This window comes from Methylobacter sp. BlB1, assembly GCF_015476545.1.
Classification (GTDB): domain Bacteria; phylum Pseudomonadota; class Gammaproteobacteria; order Methylococcales; family Methylomonadaceae; genus Methylobacter.
Genome location: NZ_JADMKV010000004.1, coordinates 63,343 through 85,874, shown reverse-complemented (window position 1 = coordinate 85,874; position 22,532 = coordinate 63,343). Strand labels below are relative to the sequence as shown.

Genomic DNA, 22,532 nt, shown 5'->3' with positions numbered 1-22,532 from the left:
TCGTAATTCGCATGGCTATGAGAAAAGAATTTCTTATTCTGTTCGTGTGCGTGGTTTCAATGTTTCACATATCTCTCGCATCTGCCGCTGCGCCTCCGATGATGTCAAAAGAAAACATAGAAGCTTCGTTAGATGAAGAGTTAGGCTGGCTTCAGGAGGAATCGGTCATCTTTTCCGCATCCCGGCGAGAACAAAAAGTTTTGCAAACATCCGCCGCTGTATTCGTTATCAGCAATGACGATATACGCCGCTCCGGCGTTACTTCCATTCCCGACGCTTTGCGCATGGCTCCAGGGCTTCAGGTCGCCCAAGTGAATGCGAATACCTGGGCAATTACAGCGCGGGGATTTAACGGAGAGAATGCAAACAAGTTGCTGGTGATGATCGACGGCAGAACGGTTTATCATCCTACCTTTTCGGGAACGCTTTGGCGGACAAAAGATGTGCTGCTTGAAGATGTAGAAAGGATTGAAGTCATCAGGGGGCCGGGTGCAGCCATGTGGGGCGCCAATGCCGTAAACGGCGTTATCAATGTGATCACCAGAAATGCAGCCAATACTTATCAAGGCTTATCGGTAACAGCCGGAGGAGGCAGTGAGGATAAAGGCCTAGGCTCTGTCCGCTACAGCGGAAAACTGGCGGATAATCTGCATTACCGGACTTATATGAAATATAACGCTAGGGATAACTTAAAATTTGAAGGCGGCGGCAACCCTAATGACAATTGGGAAAAGTTTCAGGGGGGCTTCAGAATCGATGGCGATTTGACGCCGCATGATTCACTGACCTTGCAAGGCGATCTGTACAAAGGCAACGGCGGCAGCTTGAGGGACGCTACAGCACCGGTAGCTCCTTTTACTTCTCGGAGCAATGTAGGTGAAGATTTTTCCGGCGGCAATATTTTGAGCCGATGGCGGCACCGGTTTTCCGATACATCGGATTTGTCGCTACAGCTCTACTTTGACCGGACTCAGGATAGGACTACTTATTCCGCATTTAACGATGCATCGGAAGCCGTTATAAACACATACGATGCCGATCTGCAGCATTATTTCCAGCTTGGCACCCGGCAGGAAGTGACCTGGGGGCTGGGATTCCGGTATATAGAGGACGATCAGGACAATGCCGTCAATTTTTCATTTGCGCCTGCAAGCCGCGATTATCTGCTATATAGCGCATTTATACAGGATCAGGTGACGCTGGTCCCAGATACACTAAAGTTCCTGTTTGGCTCAAAATTTGAACATAATGATTTTAGCGGCTTTCAAATTCAGCCCAATGCCCGCTTCATCTATACGCCCGATAACAAACAGGCATTATGGGCGGCGGTGTCTCGTGCAGTGCGGACGCCCAATCGTTTAGATCAGGATACAAACTTGCTCTATTTCAGCCAGTTAAGTGCTAATGACTTTAGTGCCTTTCGAGGTAATCGGAATTTTGATTCGGAAGAACTGATTGCTTACGAATTAGGCTATCGAATAGCACCCAAAGAGAATATATCCATCGACATCACGGCTTTTTACAATGTGTATGACAAACTGAGGAGTGTTGAAGCCGGAATGCCTTTTGATGACACGACTAATGGTATATCCCATAAAGTTTATCCTGTTACTTATGGAAATAATGCCCGTAGCGAAACTTACGGTTTGGAGACGGCAGCGCAATGGCAGGCGTTAAAGTGGTGGCGTCTGCAGGCAAACTACTCTTATCTGCAAATTCAGCTTCATACTGATTCCGCTTCGCTGTTCAATGATGTCGAGGAAGGACAATCACCCCATCATCAATTCAATTTCAGATCCTCGATGGACCTGCCGCACAATGTACAATTGGATGCCTTTTTACGGTATGTGGACAAGTTGCGCTATAGAGACTATTACCCTGAGCGGGGAATCGCCAGCTATCTGGAAATGGATGTGCGCTTGGGATGGAAGCCTGTGAAAAATATCGAATTATCCATTTCCGGCAGAAATCTGTTGGACAGCAGTCATGCCGAATTCAAAGCCTTGATAAGGAATATGCCTGTTATAGAAGTACAGCGCAGCATATTTGGACAGATAAGCCTGGACTTTTGAAAGTCAGGCTTATCTGTCTTAGTTCAAGATTGTTGTTGCCCGCCTTATTGGCCGCGATGTAAGTGAATGTCAATCTGTTCCCAAGAAAGCTTTCTTAAGGCGTTTGCCGGAAGACAGCCAGATTTTAATAGCTTCATAGACAATGACCGTCGTAAATGTAACGGCCATCCATACCAATACGGCTTCAACGGGCAGCGAGGCCCAGGCACTGACTGTTAAGCCCAGCATTTGATCATGGTTGTATCCCCACCATTGATATGGCGAGGCGAGAGTCGCTTCCCATATCAGGCTGATCAATAAAATAAAAAAGAATGTAGAACTGAAAGCGCGCCAATTGATAAATCGGTAAGTCGTCTTAAAGAAAGCCGCGGAAGGGATAAAGCTGGCGACTGTAAGAAAGGTAAAATAGCCCGGAAATCCGCCTTGATAGTGATGAGTAAAAAAATTCTTATAAATAAAGCCGCAGAGAATCAATATCAGCCCCCAAGCAAGGGATTTCGGATGAAAAAATACGATTTTTTCTATCTCTTTAGTCTCCGCAGAATAATCAGGCACATTGTAAGCGGCAAGCCAGTATTCATCGCACCAGATATAAACCAGTAGAACCGTGACAAATCCGGAGAGGTAAAAAACAAATTCCTCGATCGGCAATGCCAGGCGCCACATCATCCGATCGAAGTCAAAGCCAGGCAGATATACCTGAAGTGTGGCTTCATGGTTTGCAAAAGTAAAAAAGCTAAGACCAAAAAAAATATCCAGGATAAAACCCAGAGGTACAAGCATGATTAAGGCCAGCCAGAAAGACTTACGGATTAATTTTTCGTTGTGGCTGACATGAAGCCAAGTGATGATCGTTAATGCCGGGACAATGAAAAGCAGTAAGCTCCAGGTATATCCCAATGGAGAAATGCCGGCAACAGGAGCAATGACTTCTTGAGCTTTTTTGACAGTCAACATCGTTAATGTAGCCGGCAAGGCTAAAACAACGAGCATGATGATAAATATTTTAAAATCCTTTATTGACGTGAAGTTCATATTTTCCCTCTTATCTAATATTTGATGAGTATGGGGCTCTGATTGTTAAATATGATGAAAGTTCAACAGTTTCAGCAGTTGAATAACTCATTATCTGCGATAATGTCATTTTTTATGAATCTAACAAAATTTATGAGTTGACTTTAAAGTTATCACAAGCGTTGGGTATTGTCAGCATCAACAATACGGATTGCCGAACTGGTGCCGTGAGAGTGCCAGCAAGCAGCAGAAAGCAGGCTCAAACGTTATACATGCTACTGATCTGGGAATGAGATTCCGACAGTTAACGGATACTTTTCTATCCGTGATTTCTGACTAACAGTCAGGACTTACGCAAGCCTGTGGGGCGATTTTAATCGCCACCACACTTTTAAAATGGCCGGTAGCAGAAGAGTGAAATATGTAAGTCCAGATAGTGGCTCGCTACCTGGATGCGTTTGATTAGGAAATCTGCGGTTAAATGCTTTGGGCTCAGCCCGCTTTCAACTTCGTCGGATTGTATGCGTTTTTGGCCGGGAAGAACCAAGGCGCATTGCGGGATAACTTCTTAAGTGCTATCAGCTGACACCTTGGCCTATTCAGTCAGGCTATTTATGGAAGTGATGCGTCGGGCATTGATCGTTTCTTAGGCTAATGATCGGCCATTTGGCCGCTGCCGCGAACTGGCGCAGCTTTTCATCCGGGTCGACCGCGACGGGATTATCGACCAGCTTAAGCAATGGCAGATCGTTGTGTGAATCGCTGTAGAACCAGCTGTCCTGCATGGTTTCCGTCGAGTCTTTTAACCACGCTTCCAGCAGCTTCACTTTGCCTTCCTGGAAACAGGGAATGCCATCAAAATCTCCAGTATATCGGCCCTCTGTGAATGACGGTGTAGTCGCCAGCAAGTTATCAATGCCATACAGTTTGACTATCGGTTCGGTAACGAAACGGTTAGTAGCGGTAATGACCAGCAAGGTATCGCCCCGATCCCTGTGTTTGGCGATCAACTCTTGTGCGGATTTCAATAACAATGGCTTGATGGTTTCTTCGATAAACTGCGCCCGCCACTGGTAAAGCTGTTCGGGATGATTATCGGCCAAAGGCCGCAGAGAAAAGCGCAGGAATGCCTCTATATCCAGCGTGCCTTGCTTGTAATCGTCATAGAATTTAGCGTTAGCGCTTGCGTATTGATCTTTATCGACAATGCCTTGTTCGACAAGAAACTGTCCCCACAAGTAATCACTGTCATCGGCAATCAAAGTATTATCTAAATCAAAAATCGCTAAACTCACGGGTAAACCTGTCTGAAATAATTAAAAAAATATTGCCCTATGGCGTCTGTACATTTTTTATGGAACAATGGAGGCAATTAATTTATTACCTGACCTATAGTTTGCAATTCTACCACACGCAAGATTAAACATAGGAAAGGACAAGACATAGGTTTTTAAACATGATCGACTCTAAAGGATATCGGCCCAATGTCGGCATCATCCTTTGCAATGACGAGGGTCGCGTGTTTTGGGCAAAACGGATGGGCGTGAACTCATGGCAGTTCCCGCAAGGCGGAATTCATCAGAATGAAGATCCTGAAACAGCGATGTATCGAGAATTGTGGGAAGAAACGGGGCTACAGGAACAACATGTACAGGTGCTTGGGCGTACCCGTTACTGGCTGAGGTATCAATTGCCTGAGCGTTATATACGCAAGAATTCACTCCCAGTCTGTATCGGGCAAAAGCAGATCTGGTTTATCTTGCGGCTGATAACGCAGGAATCCAATGTGCGCTTCGACCGCTGCGCCAAGCCGGAATTTGATGGCTGGCGCTGGGTGGATTATTGGGAACCGCTGAAGGATGTTGTCTATTTCAAACGCAAAGTGTATCAGAAGGCGATGACCGAACTGGGCGCGCTGCTGACTGTCGATTCCGTGCCGGTTAACGCGGAAGGGTATTTATCGAAAGAAAAAAGATACAACGGGGCCAACCATCAATAGCCCTGTGCATCTGTTTTCAGCCCGGTTAACGGCTCGGGTAAATGATGAACTTCTGATTCGAGCCGGCCGTCAGCAGACAGTTGGATCAACCGGTAACCCGGTGGCGTATCGGCGACCACGAGCTGTGTGCTTGCAGGCTGAAACTGGAAGCAGGTAGAGGGCGACCCCCATGCGCGAATTGAGCCTGCTTCAAGCTCTATAGCTTGATGAATATGGCCGAACGTGACGGCTTTGACATTCGGATGCTTGTCGATTATCGCAAACAGCTCCTGCGCGTTTCCTATCATCATGGTATCCATCCAGGGACTGTTGACGGACAGGCAATGATGATGCATGGCAATCAATGCGTAGCTATCCGGGTGGGTGTCAAGGCAGTGTTCAAGAAATGTCAGTTCCTGGGTCGACAAGTAGCCATCGGGTGTGCCTGGAACCTGGCTGTTCAAACTGATGATCTGCCAATCGCCTAAAAAAACCTGCTTGCGGCAATTGACCAGCTCCGTGTTCAGTATTTCCTGCATCAACTCATAGTCATCGTGATTGCCGGGCAGGCAGACGCAAGGCGTCTTATACGCTTCAAGCGTGTTCAGGATGTGTTGATAGTTTGACCGGCCGGGATGCTGGGCCAGGTCGCCCGTGAACAGAATCAAATCAAACCGGTGCTCCGATGCAAAAGCCTGCTCAAGAACAGCCCGGAAATAATAGTCCGTATCGATCCCCAAGAGTGTCTCGCCGGGATTAGGCAGAATGTGCGAATCAGATATTTGCAGTATCGACAGGCGATCAGGGGTATGAGTCATGGCAAAATCCTATTCAATGTTTTTACAGAGAATCTTGGAATTTCTCTGCGGATTGTATAACGCCTTGAGCGGGTCAGGAAGGCTGTTGATATCCGACGGCGAGAAACCCCGTTCGATAAACCAGTGCATGGTTTGTGTCGACAGCACGAATAATTTTTTCAAGCCCAGTCCGCTCGCTCTGTGGTAGGCATATTCCAGCATGCGATTACCTCTGGCGGAGCCTTGATAATCCGCATGAACAGCCATGCAGGCAATGACGCCGGACTTTTCCTGCTCATTTGGATGCAGTGCGGTGCAGCCTATGATCAAACCGTCTCTTTCGATCACGATGTAATCGGCGATTTCCATCTCGATTTTTTCCCTAGAACGCTTGGTCAATTTACCTTGTTGTTCCAGCGGCTTAATCAGTTCCAGTATGCCGCCTATGTCGTTCAGAGTGGCGGGGCGCAATTCTTCGAACGGCATGGAACTGATCAAAGTACCGATGCCGTCCCGGGTAAAAAGTTCAAGCAGCAGGGCGCCGTTATGGTTGCGGTTGATCAGATGCACTCGGTCGATGCCTGATTGGCAGCTCTGAATAGCCGCTTTCAGAGGCAGGCTGACCGTGTCGGCAAGGTCAGGGTGCTGTTCCAGAAAAGAGCTGGCTTCAGCGGTGGTCATTTGCTGAATTTGTGCGTTGCTATCAGGATGGCAGCAGCTTTGCTCGGTCAATAGAATGAGCTTTTCGGCTTTTAACGCAATCGAGACGGCCGTCGCGACTTGCTCGGCGGACAAATTGAAAATTTCTCCGCTGGGTGAATAGCCGATAGGCGAAATCAGCACGACATTGTTCTGGTCCAATTGCTGATGAATTGCCGCGCTGTCGATGCGCCGGACTTCGCCCGTATGGCAGTAATCGATGCCGTCGATGACGCCTATCGGTTTGGCGGTAACGAAATTGCCGGAAGCCACCTTGATTTTAGCGCCCGCCATCGGCGAGTTGGCAAGGCCCATCGACAGGAGGGCTTCAATCTCCACGCGCACCAGTCCGGCCGCTTCTTTTACGCACTGAAGGGCCAGATCATCGGTAATGCGTAAATGGTTATGAAAACGGGGCGGGGGGGTAGTGTTGTTAAGGCGTTGATCTACCTGCGGGCGTATGCCGTGGACCAGCACCAGGCGTATCCCCAGGCTGTTCATTAGAGCAAAATCGTGAACATGATTGGCGAAGTCATCGTCAAGAACTGCCTCGCCGCCGAACGAAATCACAAACGTTTTGTTGCGATGCGCATGTATATAGGGTGATGAGTTTCTGAACCAGCTGACGAATGAGTGATGTGATTCCATAATAGCACTTACAGAATTTTTGAAAGAGCGGGAAGCCTGGGTGTCGGAACACCCAGCATTGGGATTGGAGTTAATTCAGATTATCGGTAACGGCGCCCAGGGAAGCTGAACTGACTGATTTGGCATATTTCGTCAGTACGCCGCAAGTGGCATCTTCGGCCAGTCTGTTGATGTGCACGCTCCATGCCGTCAACACCTTGAGAAGAAGAGTAGGTGCGGACTTTTTTGTCACCTGAATTAGCCATGTAAGCAATTCCCGAAAGTTATGGGTTTAAAATGTGGGATATGAGAAGGCAAGGGCTTGCCTGATCTCAGTAAGTATCCCAACTGCTGCTTCTGCGGCGCCAGCCCAATTTGGGCAGGATGAATCCCAAGATGACGCCGACCAGGGACAGAATACCGCCGTATAAAAACCAGTCTTGTTTGCTGCTGTCCGCCAGCGCCTTGTTTTCCAGTTTAAGCTGTTCCAGTTCTCGTTCAACATTGACCACGCGCTCTTGAAGTTCATCGCGTTGATTTTTTAACTCCACGGCGTTGGAAGCGGTTTGCTTCAGCTCGCTGAGTTCTCTGGCCAAATGGTCGCGTTCCGTTGCGAGAGACTGTTCGAGAGTTGTTCCCGGTGTCAATGAACTTCTCAGCGATTCAAATTCAGTTTTAAGTGTCGTGTTTTCTTTTTCCAATGACGCCAGTTTTTTATTGGCGGCATCCAGTTGAGAACGGCTGGGGGGTTCCTTTTTGGTATGGCGGGCCAGAATATAGCCTTCTGTGCCGTCATCAAGGCGTGCATAGATGAAACCGGTTTCCTTGTTTTGACTGAGCACTGTCAGAGGCGTGCCCGGATGGAGCATTTTTATAACTTTACCACGCGTGTTTTCTTCGCTTCTAAATGCCAGATCCAGATTGTCGGTTACATAGACAGTATCGGCCTGCGCTGAACCGAAAGCCAGCATTAAAATAAAAAACGAACTTAATATTTTTTTCACTTGAATCTCTGTTCTTGATCGTCCGAAAAAATGAATTTTAGCGTTATTTACGACACATTAGAAATTCCAGCAGCGCTTTTTGTGCGTGCAGGCGATTTTCGGCTTCATCGAAGATAACGCTCTGCGGGCCGTCGATAACATCAGCAGAGACTTCTTCACCGCGGTGCGCAGGGAGGCAGTGCATAAACAGGGCATCATGATTTGCCGCTTTCATAATGTCTGCGTTGATCTGATAATCTTGAAAGGCTATTTCACGTTGTTTTTGTTCTTCCTCCTGTCCCATGCTGGCCCAGACGTCAGTGACAAGCAAATCTGCGCCTTTAGCTGCTTCCAGAGGCGTGGAGAAAAAACGGACGCGTTCGCCCGCCGCGTCAACAATGGATTTTACGGGTTCATAACCGGACGGGCAGGCAATGTTCAATTTAAAATCCAATACGGTTGCGGCATCAATATAGGAATGGCACATATTATTGCCATCACCGATCCAGGCGACGGTTTTGCCCTGAATGTCGCCGCGATGCTCAAAATAAGTCTGCATGTCTGCCAGTAATTGGCACGGGTGCTGCAAATCGGTTAATCCGTTGATCACGGGTACCCGCGAATGCTCGGCGAATGTAGTTACCGTTTCATGCTTGTTGGTTCTGAGCATGATGCAATCGACCATGCTGGAAATAACTTTGGCGCTGTCCTGCAGCGGTTCTCCGCGTCCCAGTTGGGTGTCCCTAGGCGACAGAAACAATGCGCTGCCGCCAAAATGGATCATGCCGGCTTCAAATGAAATACGGGTACGCGTCGATGATTTTTCAAAGATCATCGCCAGAACTTGGCCTTTTAAAGGCTGATAATCAGGATCTCGGTGATTTTTCAGCGCTATGGCTCTGCTGATCAAGCCGCGAAATTCGTCGCTTGATAAGTCTAACAGGCTGATGAAGTGTCTGGGTTTCATAGGCATGGTTTTGTGTGCGCTTGAATAAGAGCGGATAAGGTTTCTACAAGTTGATTGATTTGCTGGTCATCAATGATCAATGGCGGCAGCAGACGGATGGTTTTCTCGCTGGTGACATTGATCAGTAAACCTTGCTCCAGGGCTGATTTCACAAGGTCTGCGCAAGGCGCGTCGAGTTCGATGCCGATCATGAGGCCTTTATGGCGAACGTCGACAACATGCGGGTTATCAGCCAATTGCTTGCTGAATCCGGTGCTGATAGCGGCGCCTTTTTGTTCGGCTTGTCCGATCAGGTCTTCATTCTCCAGTGTTTCCAACACGGCTAATGCTGCGCTGCATGCCAGAGGATTGCCGCCGAATGTCGAACCGTGGGCGCCTGTGGTAAACAATTGAGCCGCTTTGCCATGAGCAAGGCAGGCACCGATCGGTACGCCATTGCCTAATGCTTTGGCCAGTGTGCAAACGTCAGGCAGGATTTCATTATGCTGATAGGCAAGAAATTTTCCGGTGCGGCCTATGCCGGTCTGGATTTCATCCAGCATCATCAGCAGTCCGTGCTGATCGCACAGATTGCGAATTTGGTTAAGGTAATCGGCAGCGGGAACGTTGACGCCGCCTTCACCTTGAACGGGCTCAACCAATACGGCAACGATATCGGCATTTTGTTTAATCGCTTGTTCGATGGCGTTGATGTCGTTATAAGGTACGCGCACAAAACCCTCGACCAGTGGCGCAAAGCCTTGCTGTACTTTCGCGTTGCCGGTGGCGCTCAATGTGGCGAGCGTGCGGCCGTGAAAGCTTTTTTCCATGACGATGATGGCCGGGTTTTCTATATTTTGTTGATGTCCATATAGGCGAGCCAGTTTGATGGCGGCTTCATTGGCTTCAGCGCCGGAATTGCAGAAAAAAACGTTATCCATGCCGCTTTTTGCGATCAATTTATCGGCCAGGCGCTCCTGGGCAGCGATAACATACACGTTTGACGTATGCAGCAAGGTTTCGCTTTGCTTGCAGATAGCCCTGTGCACTGCCGGGTGCGCATGGCCCAGATTGCATACGGCTACGCCGGATAAGGCATCCAGATAACGTTTATTGTTAGTGTCCCACAACCATGCGCCGGCGCCGCGTTCAAAAGTCACGGGTAAGCGTCCATAAGTTGGCATAATATGGCTAGTCATTAATTCTGCCTATAAACAAAAATAGTGGAAAGTCGGTCGCCCGCTGGAAAAATGTTCGATTATAGTTTTCAAACAGCTCTCAGGCAAGCGCAGGCTTGCAAGATTTGCTTTTTTAACGCCATAATTGTTGATAAAATCAGTCAGTTTTATTTCTCGAGTGAGTAACTGCTACTATGAACGTAATTGAAAGAATCAAAGACCAGATTGAAAATAATCCGGTTGTTTTATACATGAAAGGCACGCCTGATTTTCCACAATGCGGATTTTCCGGCCAGGCTGTTCAGGTGCTGGATGCCTGCCATGCGAAATACATGTACGTCAATATCTTCGAAGATCTTGAGATTCGCGAGGCGCTGAAGGAATATTCAAACTGGCCGACCTATCCGCAGCTTTACATCGGCGGCGAACTCGTAGGCGGCTGCGACATCATGATTGATCTGTACAACAAGGGCGAGTTGAGCAAAATGCTGGCAGCAGTCGGTGCCATTGCAGAATGATTTGTAGAGACTATCATACCCGGGACGCGGGTATGATAGTCTTTGTCCTAGAGGGCGAGTGATTCGAGCCGTTTCCAGCGGTTGACTATCTTGCAGAATAACTCGGCTGTCTTCTCCGCATCGTATAGCGCAGAATGCGCTTTTTCATTATCCCATTCCAGGCCGGCTGATTTGGCAATTTTTGCCAGCACGGTTTGCTGATACGCCAATCCTCCCAGCGTAGCCGTGTCAAATGTACTGAACGGATGAAACGGGCTTCTTTTTATTTGCGTGCGATGGATGGCCGCATTCAGGAAATTGATGTCGAAAGCCGGATTATGGCCTACCAAAATCGCCCGTGTGCAATTGTTGCGCTTTACCGCCTCCTTGATGGGCTTGAACAGCATGTCAAGCGCCTCTTTCTCATCAATAGCCATACGGAAAGGGTGATGCGGGTCAATGCCATTGAATTTGAGGGCGGATTCATCGAATTCGGCGTTTTTGAACGGAATCACATGCGTCGAGTAGCGCTCAGTGATTTCCAGATCGTGCTGGCTGTTAAGTTCGACAATTACGGCGGCGATTTCCAGCAATGCATGCTTTTTAGGGTTAAAACCGGCTGTCTCTATGTCGACAATGACAGGCAGATAGCCTCTAAAGCGTTTGTCTAAAGGAATTTTGGGTATATCCATTAAATTTGAGCGGAATCAGGGGTATGGGAAGAATTAAGTAACATAATGGCGAATATCGATAGCTGAAGCCGTTTATGCTATGTTACGCGAAATTTAAGTCAGAATAAAAATAATAGCTAAATTAAAGGCAAAGCCATGCACAAGAACAGATCAATAACACGATTGGCAAATTTTATATTATTGGGCATGATGGCGGGATGCGCAACCAGTACACGAGATACCAGAGATCCGCTGGAAAACTGGAACAGGGATGTGCAGTTATTCAATGATAACCTTGATGAGTATGTAGGAAAGCCTATTGCCAATGGCTATCAGTGGATTATGCCGTCATTCGCCGATCGCGGCGTGACTAATTTTTTCAGTAATATTAATGATATTGGCGTCACAATAAATGATCTTTTACAGTTCAAGTTATCGCAGGCCGGCATGGATGGATCGCGCTTTATTGTCAATACGGTGGCCGGTATCGGCGGATTCATCGATGTTGCGGAGATGATTGATCTGCCCAAACACGAAGAGGATTTTGACCAGACGCTGGGTGTTTGGGGCTTGCCTACAGGGCCTTATCTGGTCTTGCCTCTCTTAGGGCCCAGTTCTCCGCGCGGCATAGGCGGCCTGATCGGCGATACGGCCATGAATCCCATCAGCTATCTTGATAGCGGCATTATCAGCGGCTCACTGTTCGCGGCGAATTGGACTGATTTTCGCGCAGACAATTTGGGGACTGAAAAAGCAGCGGATGAAGCGGCTTTGGACAGGTATGAGTTTTTCAAAAACGCCTATTTGCAGCGGCGCAATTATTTGGTCCACGACGGCAATGTGCCGGAGGAGGAGAAGGATGAACTGGAACTGGACGAAAATAATCCATAGCCGATTGATCCTTCATTAGCCTGCGCTCAGACCGCAAACAGACGACAGATCCCGCCTGTTTGCGGTCTGAATGAGTTTACTGTGCTATCTGCCAAGTCAGTTCTTCATCGGCTCTCAGCGGCGTGATCGATACCGAATCATCGCCGTAAGCGGCCGGCACTTTCCAGGTGGTTTTTTCCAGGATGATCGTGCCTGAATTTCTCGGCAAACGGTAGAAATCGGCGCCATGAAAGCTCGCAAAACCTTCCAGCTTGTCCAACGCATCGGTCCGCTCGAAGACTTCCGCGTACAGTTCCAGCGCGGCATGGGCGCTGTAACAGCCCGCGCAACCACAAGCGGCTTCCTTCAACGAAGTCAGATGCGGGGCGCTGTCCGTGCCCAGGAAAAATTTCGGATTGCCGCTGGTAGCGGCGGCGACCAAAGCCTGGCGATGGTGTTCGCGTTTGATGATGGGCAAGCAGTAATGATGCGGCCGTATGCCGCCGGCCAGAAGGGCGTTGCGGTTGAACATCAGGTGTTGCGGCGTAATGGTGGCGCCAATGCGCGCGCCGGTCGATTGTACAAATTGCACGGCTTCCGCCGTTGTCACATGCTCGACCACAACGCGCAGTTCCGGGAAGTTTTTGACGATGTCGGCCAGAGCAGTATCGACGAACACCCGCTCCCGGTCAAAGATATCGCAAGCCTCATCGGTGACTTCGCCATGGATCAGCAAAGGCACATCGTGTTTTTCCATGGCTTCCAGCAGCGGGTAGGCGGCTTTGATATCGCTGATGCCGGCATCGGAGTGCGTCGTGGCACCGGCCGGATACAGTTTGAACGCCTGGACGTGTTCGCATTCGGCGGCTTTCCGGATTTCATCCGCCGTCGTCGCGCCAGTCAGGTATAGCGTCATCAGCGGTGTAAAATCCAGGTCCGCCGGTACAGCCTGCAGGATTTCCTCCCGATAGGCCAGGGCCTGCGCCACGGACGTCACGGGCGGTTTCAGATTGGGCATGATGATGGCGCGGGCGAATCGCCGTGCGGTATGCGGCATGACAGTTTTTAAAATCGCGCCGGTTCTGACATGCAAATGCCAATCGTCGGGTCGTTTGATGGTTAATTTTTTCATTCTGGATGTCATCTTTCTGTAAAATAGGCAATTATTTTATAGGAAGGACCTTGAAAAACTAAGACTGTCCCCTATTTTGGGTATTATTTTTTGTTATCGGAGGGGCTAATGCCAATTTACGAATATCAATGTCAAGCGTGCGGTCATGAACATGAAGCTTTGCAAAAACTCAGCGACGCGCCATTAATCAACTGCCCGGCCTGCAGTCAGCCGGAGCTCATGAAAAAGATTTCAGCGGCCGGATTCAGACTGAAAGGCGGCGGCTGGTATGAAACCGATTTTAAAAGCGGCAACAAGAAAAACGTAGCAGGCGAGAGCGGCAGTTCCAGCGCCAGCGCGCCCAGTGCCGCCAGTTGCTGCGGCGGAAGCTGCAAGAGCAGCCATTAGAAACCGGCTTGCATCTGCCAGTCTAAGCACGTAATATCGACAAATTTTTTGGATTAACAGAGAAAACTTATGCGTACCCACAAATGTGGAGAATTAAACAAAAAACATTTAGCCGAAACGGTTGAATTATGCGGCTGGGTTCACCGCCGCCGGGACCATGGCGGGGTTATTTTTATCGATCTGAGAGACCGCGCCGGTCTGGTGCAAGTCGTATTTGATCCTGATTCTCCCGAAACTTTCGCGGTCGCCGAAAGTGTACGCAGCGAATATGTTTTAAAAGTCAACGGGATCGTGCGCGATCGTCCCGAGGGCACGATTAATCCGAACATGAGCACCGGTGAAATAGAGGTGCTGGCCACCGGCGTGGAAGTGCTGAACGAGTCCGAAACGCCGCCTTTCCCGATCGAGAGCGACATCGAAGTCAACGAGGAAATGCGTCTGCGCTACCGCTACATCGATCTGCGCCGCACGTCCATGCAGGAAAAAATGCGCGTGCGCCGCGATGTCACGCGCACGCTACGCAATTTCCTCGATGACCACGAGTTCTTCGAGATCGAAACGCCTTACCTGACCAAAGCCACGCCCGAAGGCGCGCGCGATTACATCGTGCCCAGCCGTACGCATGAAAACGCCTTTTTTGCTTTGCCTCAGTCGCCGCAGCTTTACAAGCAGATACTGATGGTTTCCGGCATGGACCGCTATTATCAGGTCGTGCGCTGCTTCCGCGACGAGGACCTGCGCGCCGACAGGCAACCTGAATTTACCCAGCTCGATATCGAGACCTCTTTCATGGACGAAAACGAGATCATGGAAATCATGGAAGAGATGATCCGTCAGCTGTTCGCCAAGGTTAGCGGCGTGCAACTCGATGCGACCTTCCCGCGCATGACTTATCAGGAAGCCATGTCCCGGTTCGGCGTCGACCGTCCGGACCTGCGGATCCCGCTGGAACTGGTCGACATCGCCGAAGAAATGAAAGCTGTCGATTTCAAAGTCTTCTCGGGCCCGGCCAACGATCCGAAAGGCCGCGTCGTGGCCATGCGCCTGCCTAACGGCGGCGATTTGAGCCGCAAGGACATCGAAGACCTGACCAAATTCGTCGGCATCTACGGTGCCAAAGGTCTGGCTTATATTAAAGTTAACGACCGCAATGGTGGCATTGACGGCTTGCAGTCGCCGATCGTCAAATTCGCGCCGGCCGAAGTCTGGGAAAAAGTGCTGACCAAAACCGGCGCGCAAACCGGCGACCTGATTTTCTTCGGCGCCGACAAGGCCAGCGTCGTCAACGAAGCGATGGGCGCGTTGCGCGTCAAGCTGGGCCACGACCTAAACATGCTGGAAGGCGAGTGGAAACCGGTCTGGGTGGTCGATTTCCCGATGTTCGAATGGGACGACAAGAACCAGCGCTGGGCCGCGATTCACCATCCGTTCACGGCGCCAAGCTGCTCGGCTGAAGAATTGCTGGCCAATCCCGGCACGGCGCTGTCGCGCGCTTATGACCTGGTGCTGAACGGCACCGAAGTCGGCGGCGGCTCGATCCGTATCAACCGCCCGGCCATGCAGCGAACTGTATTTACAATTCTGGGGATCGACGATAACGAAGCCAAAGAAAAATTCGGCTTCCTGCTCGATGCCTTGAAATACGGCGCGCCGCCGCATGGCGGACTGGCGTTCGGGCTGGATCGCCTGGTCATGCTGATGACCGGCTCGCATTCGATCCGCGACGTGATTGCCTTCCCTAAAACGCAGTCAGCGGCCTGTCCATTAGTCAACGCACCGGCTCCCGTCGATGATACGCAGCTGCGCGAGCTGGGCATCCGCTTGCTGAAACCAACTGCCGCCAAGGCGTCTTAACCGCCTTGTCCACTATTTTGCCTCCGCCCAAAATAATGCGGCGGAGACAAAACTTATACCCGGAACGAAGTGTCTTATAAAGTTAAGCACTTCGTTCCCTCGTGTCCGTGGTGAATTACCAAGTTATTTTCTGTTAAGGGTTGTCTTCAAATGACCGATACCGCATTACCGATTCAAGATTACGCATTGCTCAGCGACGAGGAATGCGATGCGCGCATTGTCGCGGCCAAGGAAAAGTTAGGCAAACGCTGTGTTATTCTCGGCCACCATTATCAGCGCGATGAAGTCTTCAAGCATGCCGATCTGACCGGCGACTCATTGAAGCTGTCCAGGGAAGCGGCCCAGTCTGATGCCGAATACATCGTATTCTGCGGCGTGCATTTCATGGCCGAAGTTGCCGATATCCTGTCCAGGCCCGAACAGATCGCCATTCTGCCGGATATGGCGGCGGGCTGTTCCATGGCCGATATGGCTAACCTGATCAAGGTGCAGAAATGCTGGAACGAGCTGGCGGAAGTGCTGGATGTGGAATCTCAGGTTACACCCGTAACTTACATTAACTCGGCAGCCGATCTGAAAGCCTTCTGCGGCGAGCATGGCGGCATTGTCTGCACCTCTTCGAACGCGCAGAAAATTCTGGAATGGAGCTTTGCGCGCCGGGAGAAAATCCTGTTTTTCCCGGACCAGCATTTAGGCCGCAACACCGGCTACCGGATGGGCATTCCGCTGGAGGAAATGGTCGTCTGGGATTTCACCAAGCCGATGGGCGGGCTGACAGTCGAGCAGATCCGCAATGCCAAAATGATCCTGTGGAACGGTTATTGCTCCGTGCATCAGGCATTCCAGCCGGAACATATCGATAATTTCCTGCAGCGTTATCCCGAAACGAAGGTGATTTCGCATCCCGAAGCCTGTTTTGAAGTCTGCCAGAAATCCGATTACATCGGTTCTACGGAATACATTCTTAAGACTGTGCGTGAAGCCGAGCCGAACACCCGCTGGCTGGTCGGAACGGAATTGAACCTGGTCAATCGCTTGAGCGAGGAATGCAAAGCGCAGGGCAAAAACGTGCATTTCATGTCGCCCATGCTGTGCATGTGCTCGACCATGTTCAGAACCGATCCTCAGCATCTGGCCTGGGTGCTGGAAAATCTGGCGGCCGGGCATGTGGTCAACCAGATCTCCGTGCCGGCCAATATCGCCAAGCTGGCTAAAAAAGCGCTGGACGATATGCTGGCTATAAAATAGTGGTTAAATTAATCAGCTGGAGTTACTCATCGACGCCTGATTGAAATTGTGAATTCAAATGCGCCATTGAAGGCGTAAAGGCGCCGATGAAGGCAGCGGATGACTTCGTTGAATAAATTCCGCCGTAATCGATAGCCATTGCTGATCATGCCGCCGCTCAACAGGCTGCCTTGGCTGAATTTTTAGAACAACTTGGCGATTAGTCTGCCTATAAGCTGTTAGGCGTGGCGTCAATGTTCGATTCATCATCGCAGCCGATTTAATGCTGCAACTGACAACGGCCAAAAAACAAGAGGACTTGGATGCCACCTGAAACGCAGCATACTTGGCCCGAAGCTGCTTACTGGGACAGAAATCCACATTTTTTCGGTTAATGCGACAGAATCGCCATCATGATTTGCCGCTTACGTGTCCAGGTCGATACCCGATTTGCCCGGCGCCAGGATATTGTTCGGATCGAGCGCGCGCTTGAGAGTCTTGTTGATTTCGCGCTGCACCGGCCCATAGCTGTCGGCGACGCGGTTCATGAACGCGGTATTTACCCGATAGACGCCGTAGCCATTTTTTTCGAACTCGTCCAGCAGTTCGGCGAAGCAGTCGTGGGCGCGTTTCATCTCCTCTTCATCGGTACGATTGAACAGCACATCGATGATATGGTGCATGGCGCGCTGAGTGACGATGAACTCGCCGACATAATCCAGACCGTGCTTGTTGAGAATTTGGGTCGCCAGCTCGACCTGCTTGAGCGTCTCCGAGCCCCTGGCCTGGCTCACCGGCGCAAACCACATGGAACCGCCGCCGCCACGCCAGTTGTACAGACCGAATTCGGTCAGGGTCATGTTGCCGCGCATGAGGTCCGCCCGATACTTGAACGCCGGGTCACTGCCGGCCTGCTCCTCGGTGACGATCTCGCCCTTGCCGGATTCCTGAACCAGTTCGGTGACGATCTTCCAGTTGATGTCGACATGCGCCTGCGTGCCGTACAGGGCGCCATAGACGGTCCAGGCCCCGATCTTGCGCTCGTCGCGGATGCGTTGGATGGTCTCTTTTGAGGTCGCACCTTTGTCCGTGGTGTAGTCGGAGCGGCGCACAGTGGCGCTGGCCTCGTAGAGCGTGCCGACGAACACCACGCCGTTGGGAATGATGCCGTTGATGCTCAATGGGCGGAACAGCTCCACCAGGTCCGCTATGTCCTCGTCCTTCTGATACTTGACCGCAAACGGCTTGAAGACATCCGGCTGCGGCATCAGCCAGAGGCCCATCTTGGTCACGATGCCGAAATTGGACTGCGTGAAGATGCCGTCCAGATAAGGGCCGTAGCCCCATTTGAACACCTGCCAGGTATTGGAGCCCTTGACGCCGCCCATGGCCGTGCGCAGCACTTTGCCATTGGCCAGCACCACTTCCATGCCGCACTGGAACAGGAAGTGCTCGGCGTAGGGCGTGTAGCCCACGCCGCGGTCCAGGGTATTGCCGACGGGACCTACGATGGCTGACGGCGCCGGCGGATCGACCCATAGTTTGTAGCCTTTTTCCTTGATGTAATCGACCAGTTGCTGGTAGGTCACGCCCGGCTCGACCAGGGCGGTGCACAACTCCGGATCGACATCGATGATCTTGTTCATCTTCTTCAGGTCCAATATCACCTGCCCCCGGTGGTGGGGCGCGGACGAGCCGTAGCCCAGGTTGTGGCCGGTGGACACAGTCCACACCGGGATCTTGTGCTCGTTGCAGATCGCCACGACGCCCTGCACCTGTTCCACGTTAGTGGCGATCAGCGCGGCGGAAGGCGCATGCCTGGATTCCTCCACCGGCATCATGATCTTCATGTAGGGCACGAGCTGCTCGTCCTGGTCCAGGACGTTCCCGGCACCGAGCAGTTTACGGAACTTCTCGATGGCTTTTTGAAACTCTTGCTGCACAACTCCGCGCGGAAGTATGGCCTGGTTTGGTTCGGTCATGGGGTGGACTCCTTCAAGTCTCGATCGCGAAAGAAACGAAATGCCCGGTCAAAGGTGACTGCGCGGCATCGGCCGGCGGTGCCAGACCCGTGGGCGCGGAACCCCGCGAGGCAAGGGCGAGACCGAGGATCGCGGTCCACTGCCGCGAGTCGAGCCGGGCCGCCAGTTCAGAAGACGCCTGGCCGCCGAGCAGGCGATGACGGGATTGTCCAGGACTGGCCGAATGATACCCCAGCCACGGCAAACGGGCGTCCGAGGCACGCGCCAGCTCGACGATCAGCGCGGCGCTGGCGTCATCGACCAGACCGATGATCCGGATCGGCGGCCCGGAGCGCAGCAGCCGGGTGAAATCCTGCACGAAGCCCATGCCGAGATCCGTGCGTTGCACCCACGGGCGTTTGTCCGGCAATGCCGCGGCGATGCCCCGAAGGAAAGCCGACTGTTCGGCTTCGCCGCTGACCAGCACCAGGAGGGGGAGTGTCGATTGGGCCTGGGCACTGACCGCGTTATTGGCCAGGGACAGGCTCCAGCGCCCCAGGGTCATGCCGGCGAGACCGCCCAGGGCGATACCTTTGAGAATGAAGCGGCGCGAGACATTCATGGCAGACTCCTCATTTCTGCTGTGCTGCGGGCTTGGACAGATAATCGGCGACGTCCTGCAAAGCCTTATCATCAATAAAAGAGGCCGAAAAGGACGGCATCGCCCCCCAGCCGTGGCGGACCCAGGCGCTGATATACCCGGGCGTCAAGTGCCGGCCCTTGATCGCCGGGCCGACCCCGACGTCATGACAATAACCGCAGACCTTGGCGTAGACATCTTCCCCGCTTTCCCAAGTGCCGCCGTCTTTGGCGAAGGCAGAAGCCGAGAGCAAAGCGAGAGAAAGAACGGCGCAGGCTTTGAAAGTCCGCTGCACGCCTTGACGGGTCATCGATGAGGGCATGTCGTGCTCCTTATGGATAATGGAAGGTTAACGGAAAGACATAGGTTATCCTGCGCCAGCATTCAGAACGGATAGGCTCGCGGCGTATGCTGCACCGAAATCCAGTGCGTGGAAGTGAATTCATCGATAATCCACTCGCAGCCAAACAGTCCGATGCCGGAGTTTTTTCGCCGCCAAACGCCGCATGAGCCTCGTCGCCCAACGACGTGTCGTTGACGCAGGTCATGCCGGCCTCGACCGCTTGCGCAAAGCGCACACCGCGCTCCAGGTCGCCGCAATAAGCAGCGCTTGAGAACCCGTAATCGGTCGCATTTGCGAGCCGCAACGCGTCGTCCTCATTCCTAGCGCGCACTTTTGTAGGTGCAAATTTATTCGCACACAACCTTTTTCGGCCTTCTCGTGCCCGTTCAAGAAACCCAACCAGCGCAATAGTTTCGCTCTAGCGCTTTTTGGCCGCGGCGGCCGCGATATTCGTCTTCCCGCGTACGTGAACAGCTTGCTCAACTCGCGCAGCCACAGCACCGAACTCGGCACCGCCGCGCATAGCGCATCGTGCCGGCCCATCGCGCTCCTGCAAAACCGCGTTGTCGACGCGGCCCCAGGCTCCGGAAAAGGCGTGCACTCATTTGTTTTCATCGGCAACCGGCAAGGGCCGGTTTTCCACGGAGGGCGCGGGAGGCAGTCCGGTGACTTCCAGGATTTCCTGCTCATTAAGTGTCTCACGCGCGAGCAGGGCTTCGACCAGCGCGTCGAGTTCCCGGCGATGCGCCTTCAAGAGACTTGTCGCTTGCGCGTGGCTCTCGTCGATGATTTTTTGCACCTCGGCGTCGATGACGCGGGCGGTCTCATCGCTGAAAGGCCTGGCGCCGCCGTATCCACCGATGGGACTCAGGTAGGGATTTTCGCGGGGCGCGAGCTGCACCATCCCGAGCTCGTCGCTCATGCCCCAGCGCGTGACCATGTTGCGGGCCAGCTGGGTGGCCTGCTCGATGTCGTTCTCGGCGCCGGTGGTCCGGGTGCCGTACACGATTTCCTCGGCCGCGCGCCCGCCCAGCATGCCGACAATTTTTGCGCGCAGGTAAGCTTCGGGATAGTTGTAACGGTCCGCCTGGGGACGCTGATAGGTCACTCCGAGCGCCTGCCCGCGCGGCACGATCGAGACCCGGTGCACCGGATCGGCGTCGGGCACGACCAGTCCGAGGATGGCGTGTCCGCTCTCGTGATAGGCGATGCGCTCCTTGTCCGCGCGGCTCAGGAGCAGCGGGCGCTCGGGGCCGAGCACGATCTTTTCCAGCGCGTCCAGGAAGTCCTGCTGAAAAACCTCGTTCCGCTCGCGGCGCGCCGCCAGCAGCGCCGCCTCGTTGACCAGGTTTTTCAGGTCGGCGCCCGAGAGGCCGGGCGTCGTCGCGGCAAGTTCGCCCAGGCTGACGTCGCCGGCGAGCGGCACCTGGCGGGTGTGGACCTTGAGAATCGCCTCGCGGCCGGTCTTGTCCGGCAGGTTCACCACCACGCGCCGGTCGAAGCGCCCGGGCCGGAGCAGCGCCCGGTCCAGTACCTCGGGCTGGTTGGTCGCGGCCAGCACGATGATGCCTTCGCGGCCGGAGAAACCGTCCATCTCGGTGAGGATCTGCTGCAGCGTCTGCTCGTGTTCGCTGGCACCGCCGATCGCCACCTGTCCCCGTGCGCGGCCTATGGCGTCGATCTCGTCGATGAAGATGATCGCCGGCGCATGCTCGCGCGCCTGTTTGAACAGATCCCGCACGCGCGCCGCGCCCACGCCGACGATCATCTCCACGAACTCGGCGGCGCTCATCGAGAAGAACGGCACGCCGGCTTCCCCGGCGACGGCCTTCGCCAGCAGGGTCTTACCGGTTCCCGGCGCGCCGACCAGCAGCACGCCTTTCGGCGCGCTCCCGCCCAGACGGGTGTATTTATCCGGGGACTTCAGAAAATCCACGATCTCGACCAGTTCGTTCTCGGCTTCGTCGATGCCGGCCACATCGTCGAAGGTGACTTTTGTGCCCGCCGTCTGGTCGTAGAGGCGCGCCTTGCTCCTGCCGATGCCCATGAGCCCGCCCATGCCGCCCATGCCACCCTGCTGCGAGGCTCGACGGTAGAGCCATACATAAAACAGGATGATCAGCAGCGCAGGGCCGAAGCCGAACAGGAGCGTGGCCCAGAAGCCGCCCTCCCGGATAGGCACCGCGCTGATCTCGACCTTGCGGTCGATCAGGAACGCCTCCAGTCCGGGGTCCACGAACGCGGGCAGTTCAGTCGTGAAGGTGTCCGCCGTTCCGGGCTCGGGTTGTCGAGGGCGCCGTGAGCCGGAGGCCGTCTCGTCTTCGCCTTCGGGCGGCCAGGTAACCGGCGCAACAAAGCGGCCTTCGATGCTCGTCCCGTGGCTGTAAATCGCCTTGACGTTGCCCCTCGCGACCTCTTCCTTGAAGGTGGTATAAGGGATGGTGACAGACTCGCCGGCTTCCGGAAAGATAATCCTCATCAGCAGGTAGTTGATGAGCAGGATGGCCAGGAATGTCATCCAGGTCTTGCGCGGCGGAATGTTCATTTGTCCAATGCCCTTCGGTTTCTCCGGCTGGCCGTCTTCAGGCCGGTTTGGGCTGTCGGGTGCCGAGTCGCTGTTGCGTGGTGGTTGTGTCTGCCAATTCATAATAACTCC

The 22,532-nt window shown here is 52.9% G+C and carries 22 protein-coding genes; 7 read left to right on the top strand and 15 right to left on the bottom strand.

Annotated features, from left to right (window positions below):
• The first annotated feature begins 98 nt into the window (after positions 1 to 98).
• Complete coding sequence (locus tag IT781_RS03160; RefSeq protein WP_194968678.1) at positions 99 to 2,072, top strand: TonB-dependent siderophore receptor; 1,974 nt, start codon at positions 99 to 101, stop codon at positions 2,070 to 2,072.
• Between the two features lie 69 nt (positions 2,073 to 2,141).
• Here IT781_RS03160 and IT781_RS03155 read toward each other — a convergent pair whose 3' ends face one another.
• On the bottom strand, positions 2,142 to 3,107 hold the full coding sequence (locus IT781_RS03155) for a hypothetical protein (protein WP_194968677.1): 966 nt from the start codon (positions 3,105 to 3,107) through the stop codon (positions 2,142 to 2,144).
• Positions 3,108 to 3,694: 587 nt separating this feature from the next.
• On the bottom strand, positions 3,695 to 4,381 hold the full coding sequence (locus IT781_RS03150; RefSeq protein WP_194968676.1) for an HAD family hydrolase: 687 nt from the start codon (positions 4,379 to 4,381) through the stop codon (positions 3,695 to 3,697).
• A gap of 161 nt (positions 4,382 to 4,542) precedes the next feature.
• On the opposite strand from IT781_RS03150, the gene IT781_RS03145 reads away from it, so the two are divergent.
• Positions 4,543 to 5,085 (top strand): RNA pyrophosphohydrolase, encoded by a 543-nt coding sequence (locus IT781_RS03145; protein ID WP_194968675.1) that lies wholly within the window; start codon positions 4,543 to 4,545, stop codon positions 5,083 to 5,085.
• Here IT781_RS03145 and cpdA read toward each other — a convergent pair.
• The 6 genes from cpdA to IT781_RS03115 all read right to left on the bottom strand — a co-directional run bounded on the left by cpdA (position 5,079) and on the right by IT781_RS03115 (position 10,315).
• Entirely contained in the window at positions 5,079 to 5,882 is an 804-nt protein-coding gene (gene cpdA, locus IT781_RS03140) for a 3',5'-cyclic-AMP phosphodiesterase (protein WP_194968674.1), read from the bottom strand. The genes IT781_RS03145 and cpdA overlap by 7 nt on opposite strands.
• 9 nt (positions 5,883 to 5,891) lie before the next feature.
• Positions 5,892 to 7,208: an amino-acid N-acetyltransferase gene (gene argA / locus IT781_RS03135; RefSeq protein WP_194968673.1), complete on the bottom strand. Its 1,317-nt coding sequence runs from the start codon at positions 7,206 to 7,208 to the stop codon at positions 5,892 to 5,894.
• Positions 7,209 to 7,278: 70 nt separating this feature from the next.
• Complete coding sequence (locus IT781_RS03130) at positions 7,279 to 7,440, bottom strand: hypothetical protein (RefSeq protein ID WP_194968672.1); 162 nt, start codon at positions 7,438 to 7,440, stop codon at positions 7,279 to 7,281.
• A 79-nt stretch (positions 7,441 to 7,519) separates the two neighbouring features.
• A complete protein-coding gene (locus IT781_RS03125; protein WP_370526905.1) occupies positions 7,520 to 8,191 on the bottom strand; it encodes a TIGR04211 family SH3 domain-containing protein in 672 nt (223 codons plus the stop codon).
• A gap of 43 nt (positions 8,192 to 8,234) precedes the next feature.
• The gene (gene argF, locus IT781_RS03120) at positions 8,235 to 9,137 is read right to left on the bottom strand and encodes an ornithine carbamoyltransferase (protein ID WP_194968722.1); all 903 of its coding nucleotides are present in this window, start codon (positions 9,135 to 9,137) and stop codon (positions 8,235 to 8,237) included.
• Entirely contained in the window at positions 9,134 to 10,315 is a 1,182-nt protein-coding gene (locus IT781_RS03115; protein WP_194968671.1) for an acetylornithine transaminase, read from the bottom strand. Before IT781_RS03115 ends, argF begins: the two co-directional genes overlap by 4 nt.
• A gap of 173 nt (positions 10,316 to 10,488) precedes the next feature.
• Between IT781_RS03115 and grxD the strand changes: the two genes are divergently transcribed.
• Positions 10,489 to 10,812, top strand: a complete 324-nt coding sequence (gene grxD, locus IT781_RS03110; RefSeq protein ID WP_194968670.1) for a Grx4 family monothiol glutaredoxin — start codon at positions 10,489 to 10,491, stop codon at positions 10,810 to 10,812.
• A 47-nt stretch (positions 10,813 to 10,859) separates the two neighbouring features.
• On the opposite strand, the gene rnt is transcribed toward grxD, so the two are convergent.
• On the bottom strand, positions 10,860 to 11,483 hold the full coding sequence (rnt, locus tag IT781_RS03105; protein WP_194968669.1) for a ribonuclease T: 624 nt from the start codon (positions 11,481 to 11,483) through the stop codon (positions 10,860 to 10,862).
• 135 nt (positions 11,484 to 11,618) lie between these two features.
• Here rnt and IT781_RS03100 point away from each other — a divergent pair, with 135 nt between their 5' ends.
• Positions 11,619 to 12,353 (top strand): VacJ family lipoprotein, encoded by a 735-nt coding sequence (locus IT781_RS03100; RefSeq protein WP_194968668.1) that lies wholly within the window; start codon positions 11,619 to 11,621, stop codon positions 12,351 to 12,353.
• 76 nt (positions 12,354 to 12,429) lie between these two features.
• Here the strand turns inward: IT781_RS03100 and pyrC are convergent, their stop codons facing one another.
• On the bottom strand, positions 12,430 to 13,464 hold the full coding sequence (gene pyrC / locus IT781_RS03095) for a dihydroorotase (protein WP_194968667.1): 1,035 nt from the start codon (positions 13,462 to 13,464) through the stop codon (positions 12,430 to 12,432).
• Between the two features lie 108 nt (positions 13,465 to 13,572).
• On the opposite strand from pyrC, the gene IT781_RS03090 reads away from it, so the two are divergent.
• The 3 genes from IT781_RS03090 to nadA all read left to right on the top strand — a co-directional run bounded on the left by IT781_RS03090 (position 13,573) and on the right by nadA (position 16,953).
• Positions 13,573 to 13,851: an FmdB family zinc ribbon protein gene (locus tag IT781_RS03090; protein WP_194968666.1), complete on the top strand. Its 279-nt coding sequence runs from the start codon at positions 13,573 to 13,575 to the stop codon at positions 13,849 to 13,851.
• 69 nt (positions 13,852 to 13,920) lie between these two features.
• A complete protein-coding gene (gene aspS, locus IT781_RS03085; RefSeq protein ID WP_194968665.1) occupies positions 13,921 to 15,705 on the top strand; it encodes an aspartate--tRNA ligase in 1,785 nt (594 codons plus the stop codon).
• Positions 15,706 to 15,855: 150 nt separating this feature from the next.
• A complete protein-coding gene (gene nadA, locus IT781_RS03080) occupies positions 15,856 to 16,953 on the top strand; it encodes a quinolinate synthase NadA (RefSeq protein WP_194968664.1) in 1,098 nt (365 codons plus the stop codon).
• Between the two features lie 404 nt (positions 16,954 to 17,357).
• Here nadA and IT781_RS03075 read toward each other — a convergent pair whose 3' ends face one another.
• The 5 genes from IT781_RS03075 to ftsH form a co-directional block, all read right to left on the bottom strand.
• Positions 17,358 to 18,914, bottom strand: coding sequence for an FAD-binding oxidoreductase (locus IT781_RS03075; protein WP_194968663.1), 1,557 nt, complete (start codon positions 18,912 to 18,914; stop codon positions 17,358 to 17,360).
• Between the two features lie 13 nt (positions 18,915 to 18,927).
• Positions 18,928 to 19,515, bottom strand: coding sequence for a hypothetical protein (locus IT781_RS03070; RefSeq protein ID WP_194968662.1), 588 nt, complete (start codon positions 19,513 to 19,515; stop codon positions 18,928 to 18,930).
• A 10-nt stretch (positions 19,516 to 19,525) separates the two neighbouring features.
• Positions 19,526 to 19,855: a cytochrome c gene (locus IT781_RS03065; protein WP_194968661.1), complete on the bottom strand. Its 330-nt coding sequence runs from the start codon at positions 19,853 to 19,855 to the stop codon at positions 19,526 to 19,528.
• A gap of 10 nt (positions 19,856 to 19,865) precedes the next feature.
• Positions 19,866 to 20,207: an aldehyde dehydrogenase family protein gene (locus tag IT781_RS03060; RefSeq protein ID WP_370526904.1), complete on the bottom strand. Its 342-nt coding sequence runs from the start codon at positions 20,205 to 20,207 to the stop codon at positions 19,866 to 19,868.
• A 270-nt stretch (positions 20,208 to 20,477) separates the two neighbouring features.
• Positions 20,478 to 22,523 (bottom strand): ATP-dependent zinc metalloprotease FtsH, encoded by a 2,046-nt coding sequence (ftsH, locus tag IT781_RS03055; RefSeq protein WP_194968660.1) that lies wholly within the window; start codon positions 22,521 to 22,523, stop codon positions 20,478 to 20,480.
• Positions 22,524 to 22,532 lie beyond the last annotated feature (9 nt).

Bases quoted from the DNA above. Each gene is read 5' to 3' on its own strand.
- IT781_RS03160 (WP_194968678.1), top strand. From the start codon at position 99: ATGATGTCAAAAGAAAACATAGAAGCTTCGTTAGATGAAGAGTTAGGC.
- IT781_RS03155 (WP_194968677.1), bottom strand. From the start codon at position 3,107: ATGAACTTCACGTCAATAAAGGATTTTAAAATATTTATCATCATGCTC.
- IT781_RS03145 (WP_194968675.1), top strand. From the start codon at position 4,543: ATGATCGACTCTAAAGGATATCGGCCCAATGTCGGCATCATCCTTTGC.
- cpdA (WP_194968674.1), bottom strand. From the start codon at position 5,882: ATGACTCATACCCCTGATCGCCTGTCGATACTGCAAATATCTGATTCG.
- argA (WP_194968673.1), bottom strand. From the start codon at position 7,208: ATGGAATCACATCACTCATTCGTCAGCTGGTTCAGAAACTCATCACCC.
- argF (WP_194968722.1), bottom strand. From the start codon at position 9,137: ATGAAACCCAGACACTTCATCAGCCTGTTAGACTTATCAAGCGACGAA.
- IT781_RS03115 (WP_194968671.1), bottom strand. From the start codon at position 10,315: ATGACTAGCCATATTATGCCAACTTATGGACGCTTACCCGTGACTTTT.
- grxD (WP_194968670.1), top strand. From the start codon at position 10,489: ATGAACGTAATTGAAAGAATCAAAGACCAGATTGAAAATAATCCGGTT.
- rnt (WP_194968669.1), bottom strand. From the start codon at position 11,483: ATGGATATACCCAAAATTCCTTTAGACAAACGCTTTAGAGGCTATCTG.
- IT781_RS03100 (WP_194968668.1), top strand. From the start codon at position 11,619: ATGCACAAGAACAGATCAATAACACGATTGGCAAATTTTATATTATTG.
- pyrC (WP_194968667.1), bottom strand. From the start codon at position 13,464: ATGAAAAAATTAACCATCAAACGACCCGACGATTGGCATTTGCATGTC.
- IT781_RS03090 (WP_194968666.1), top strand. From the start codon at position 13,573: ATGCCAATTTACGAATATCAATGTCAAGCGTGCGGTCATGAACATGAA.
- aspS (WP_194968665.1), top strand. From the start codon at position 13,921: ATGCGTACCCACAAATGTGGAGAATTAAACAAAAAACATTTAGCCGAA.
- nadA (WP_194968664.1), top strand. From the start codon at position 15,856: ATGACCGATACCGCATTACCGATTCAAGATTACGCATTGCTCAGCGAC.
- IT781_RS03075 (WP_194968663.1), bottom strand. From the start codon at position 18,914: ATGACCGAACCAAACCAGGCCATACTTCCGCGCGGAGTTGTGCAGCAA.
- IT781_RS03070 (WP_194968662.1), bottom strand. From the start codon at position 19,515: ATGAATGTCTCGCGCCGCTTCATTCTCAAAGGTATCGCCCTGGGCGGT.
- IT781_RS03065 (WP_194968661.1), bottom strand. From the start codon at position 19,855: ATGCCCTCATCGATGACCCGTCAAGGCGTGCAGCGGACTTTCAAAGCC.
- ftsH (WP_194968660.1), bottom strand. From the start codon at position 22,523: ATGAATTGGCAGACACAACCACCACGCAACAGCGACTCGGCACCCGAC.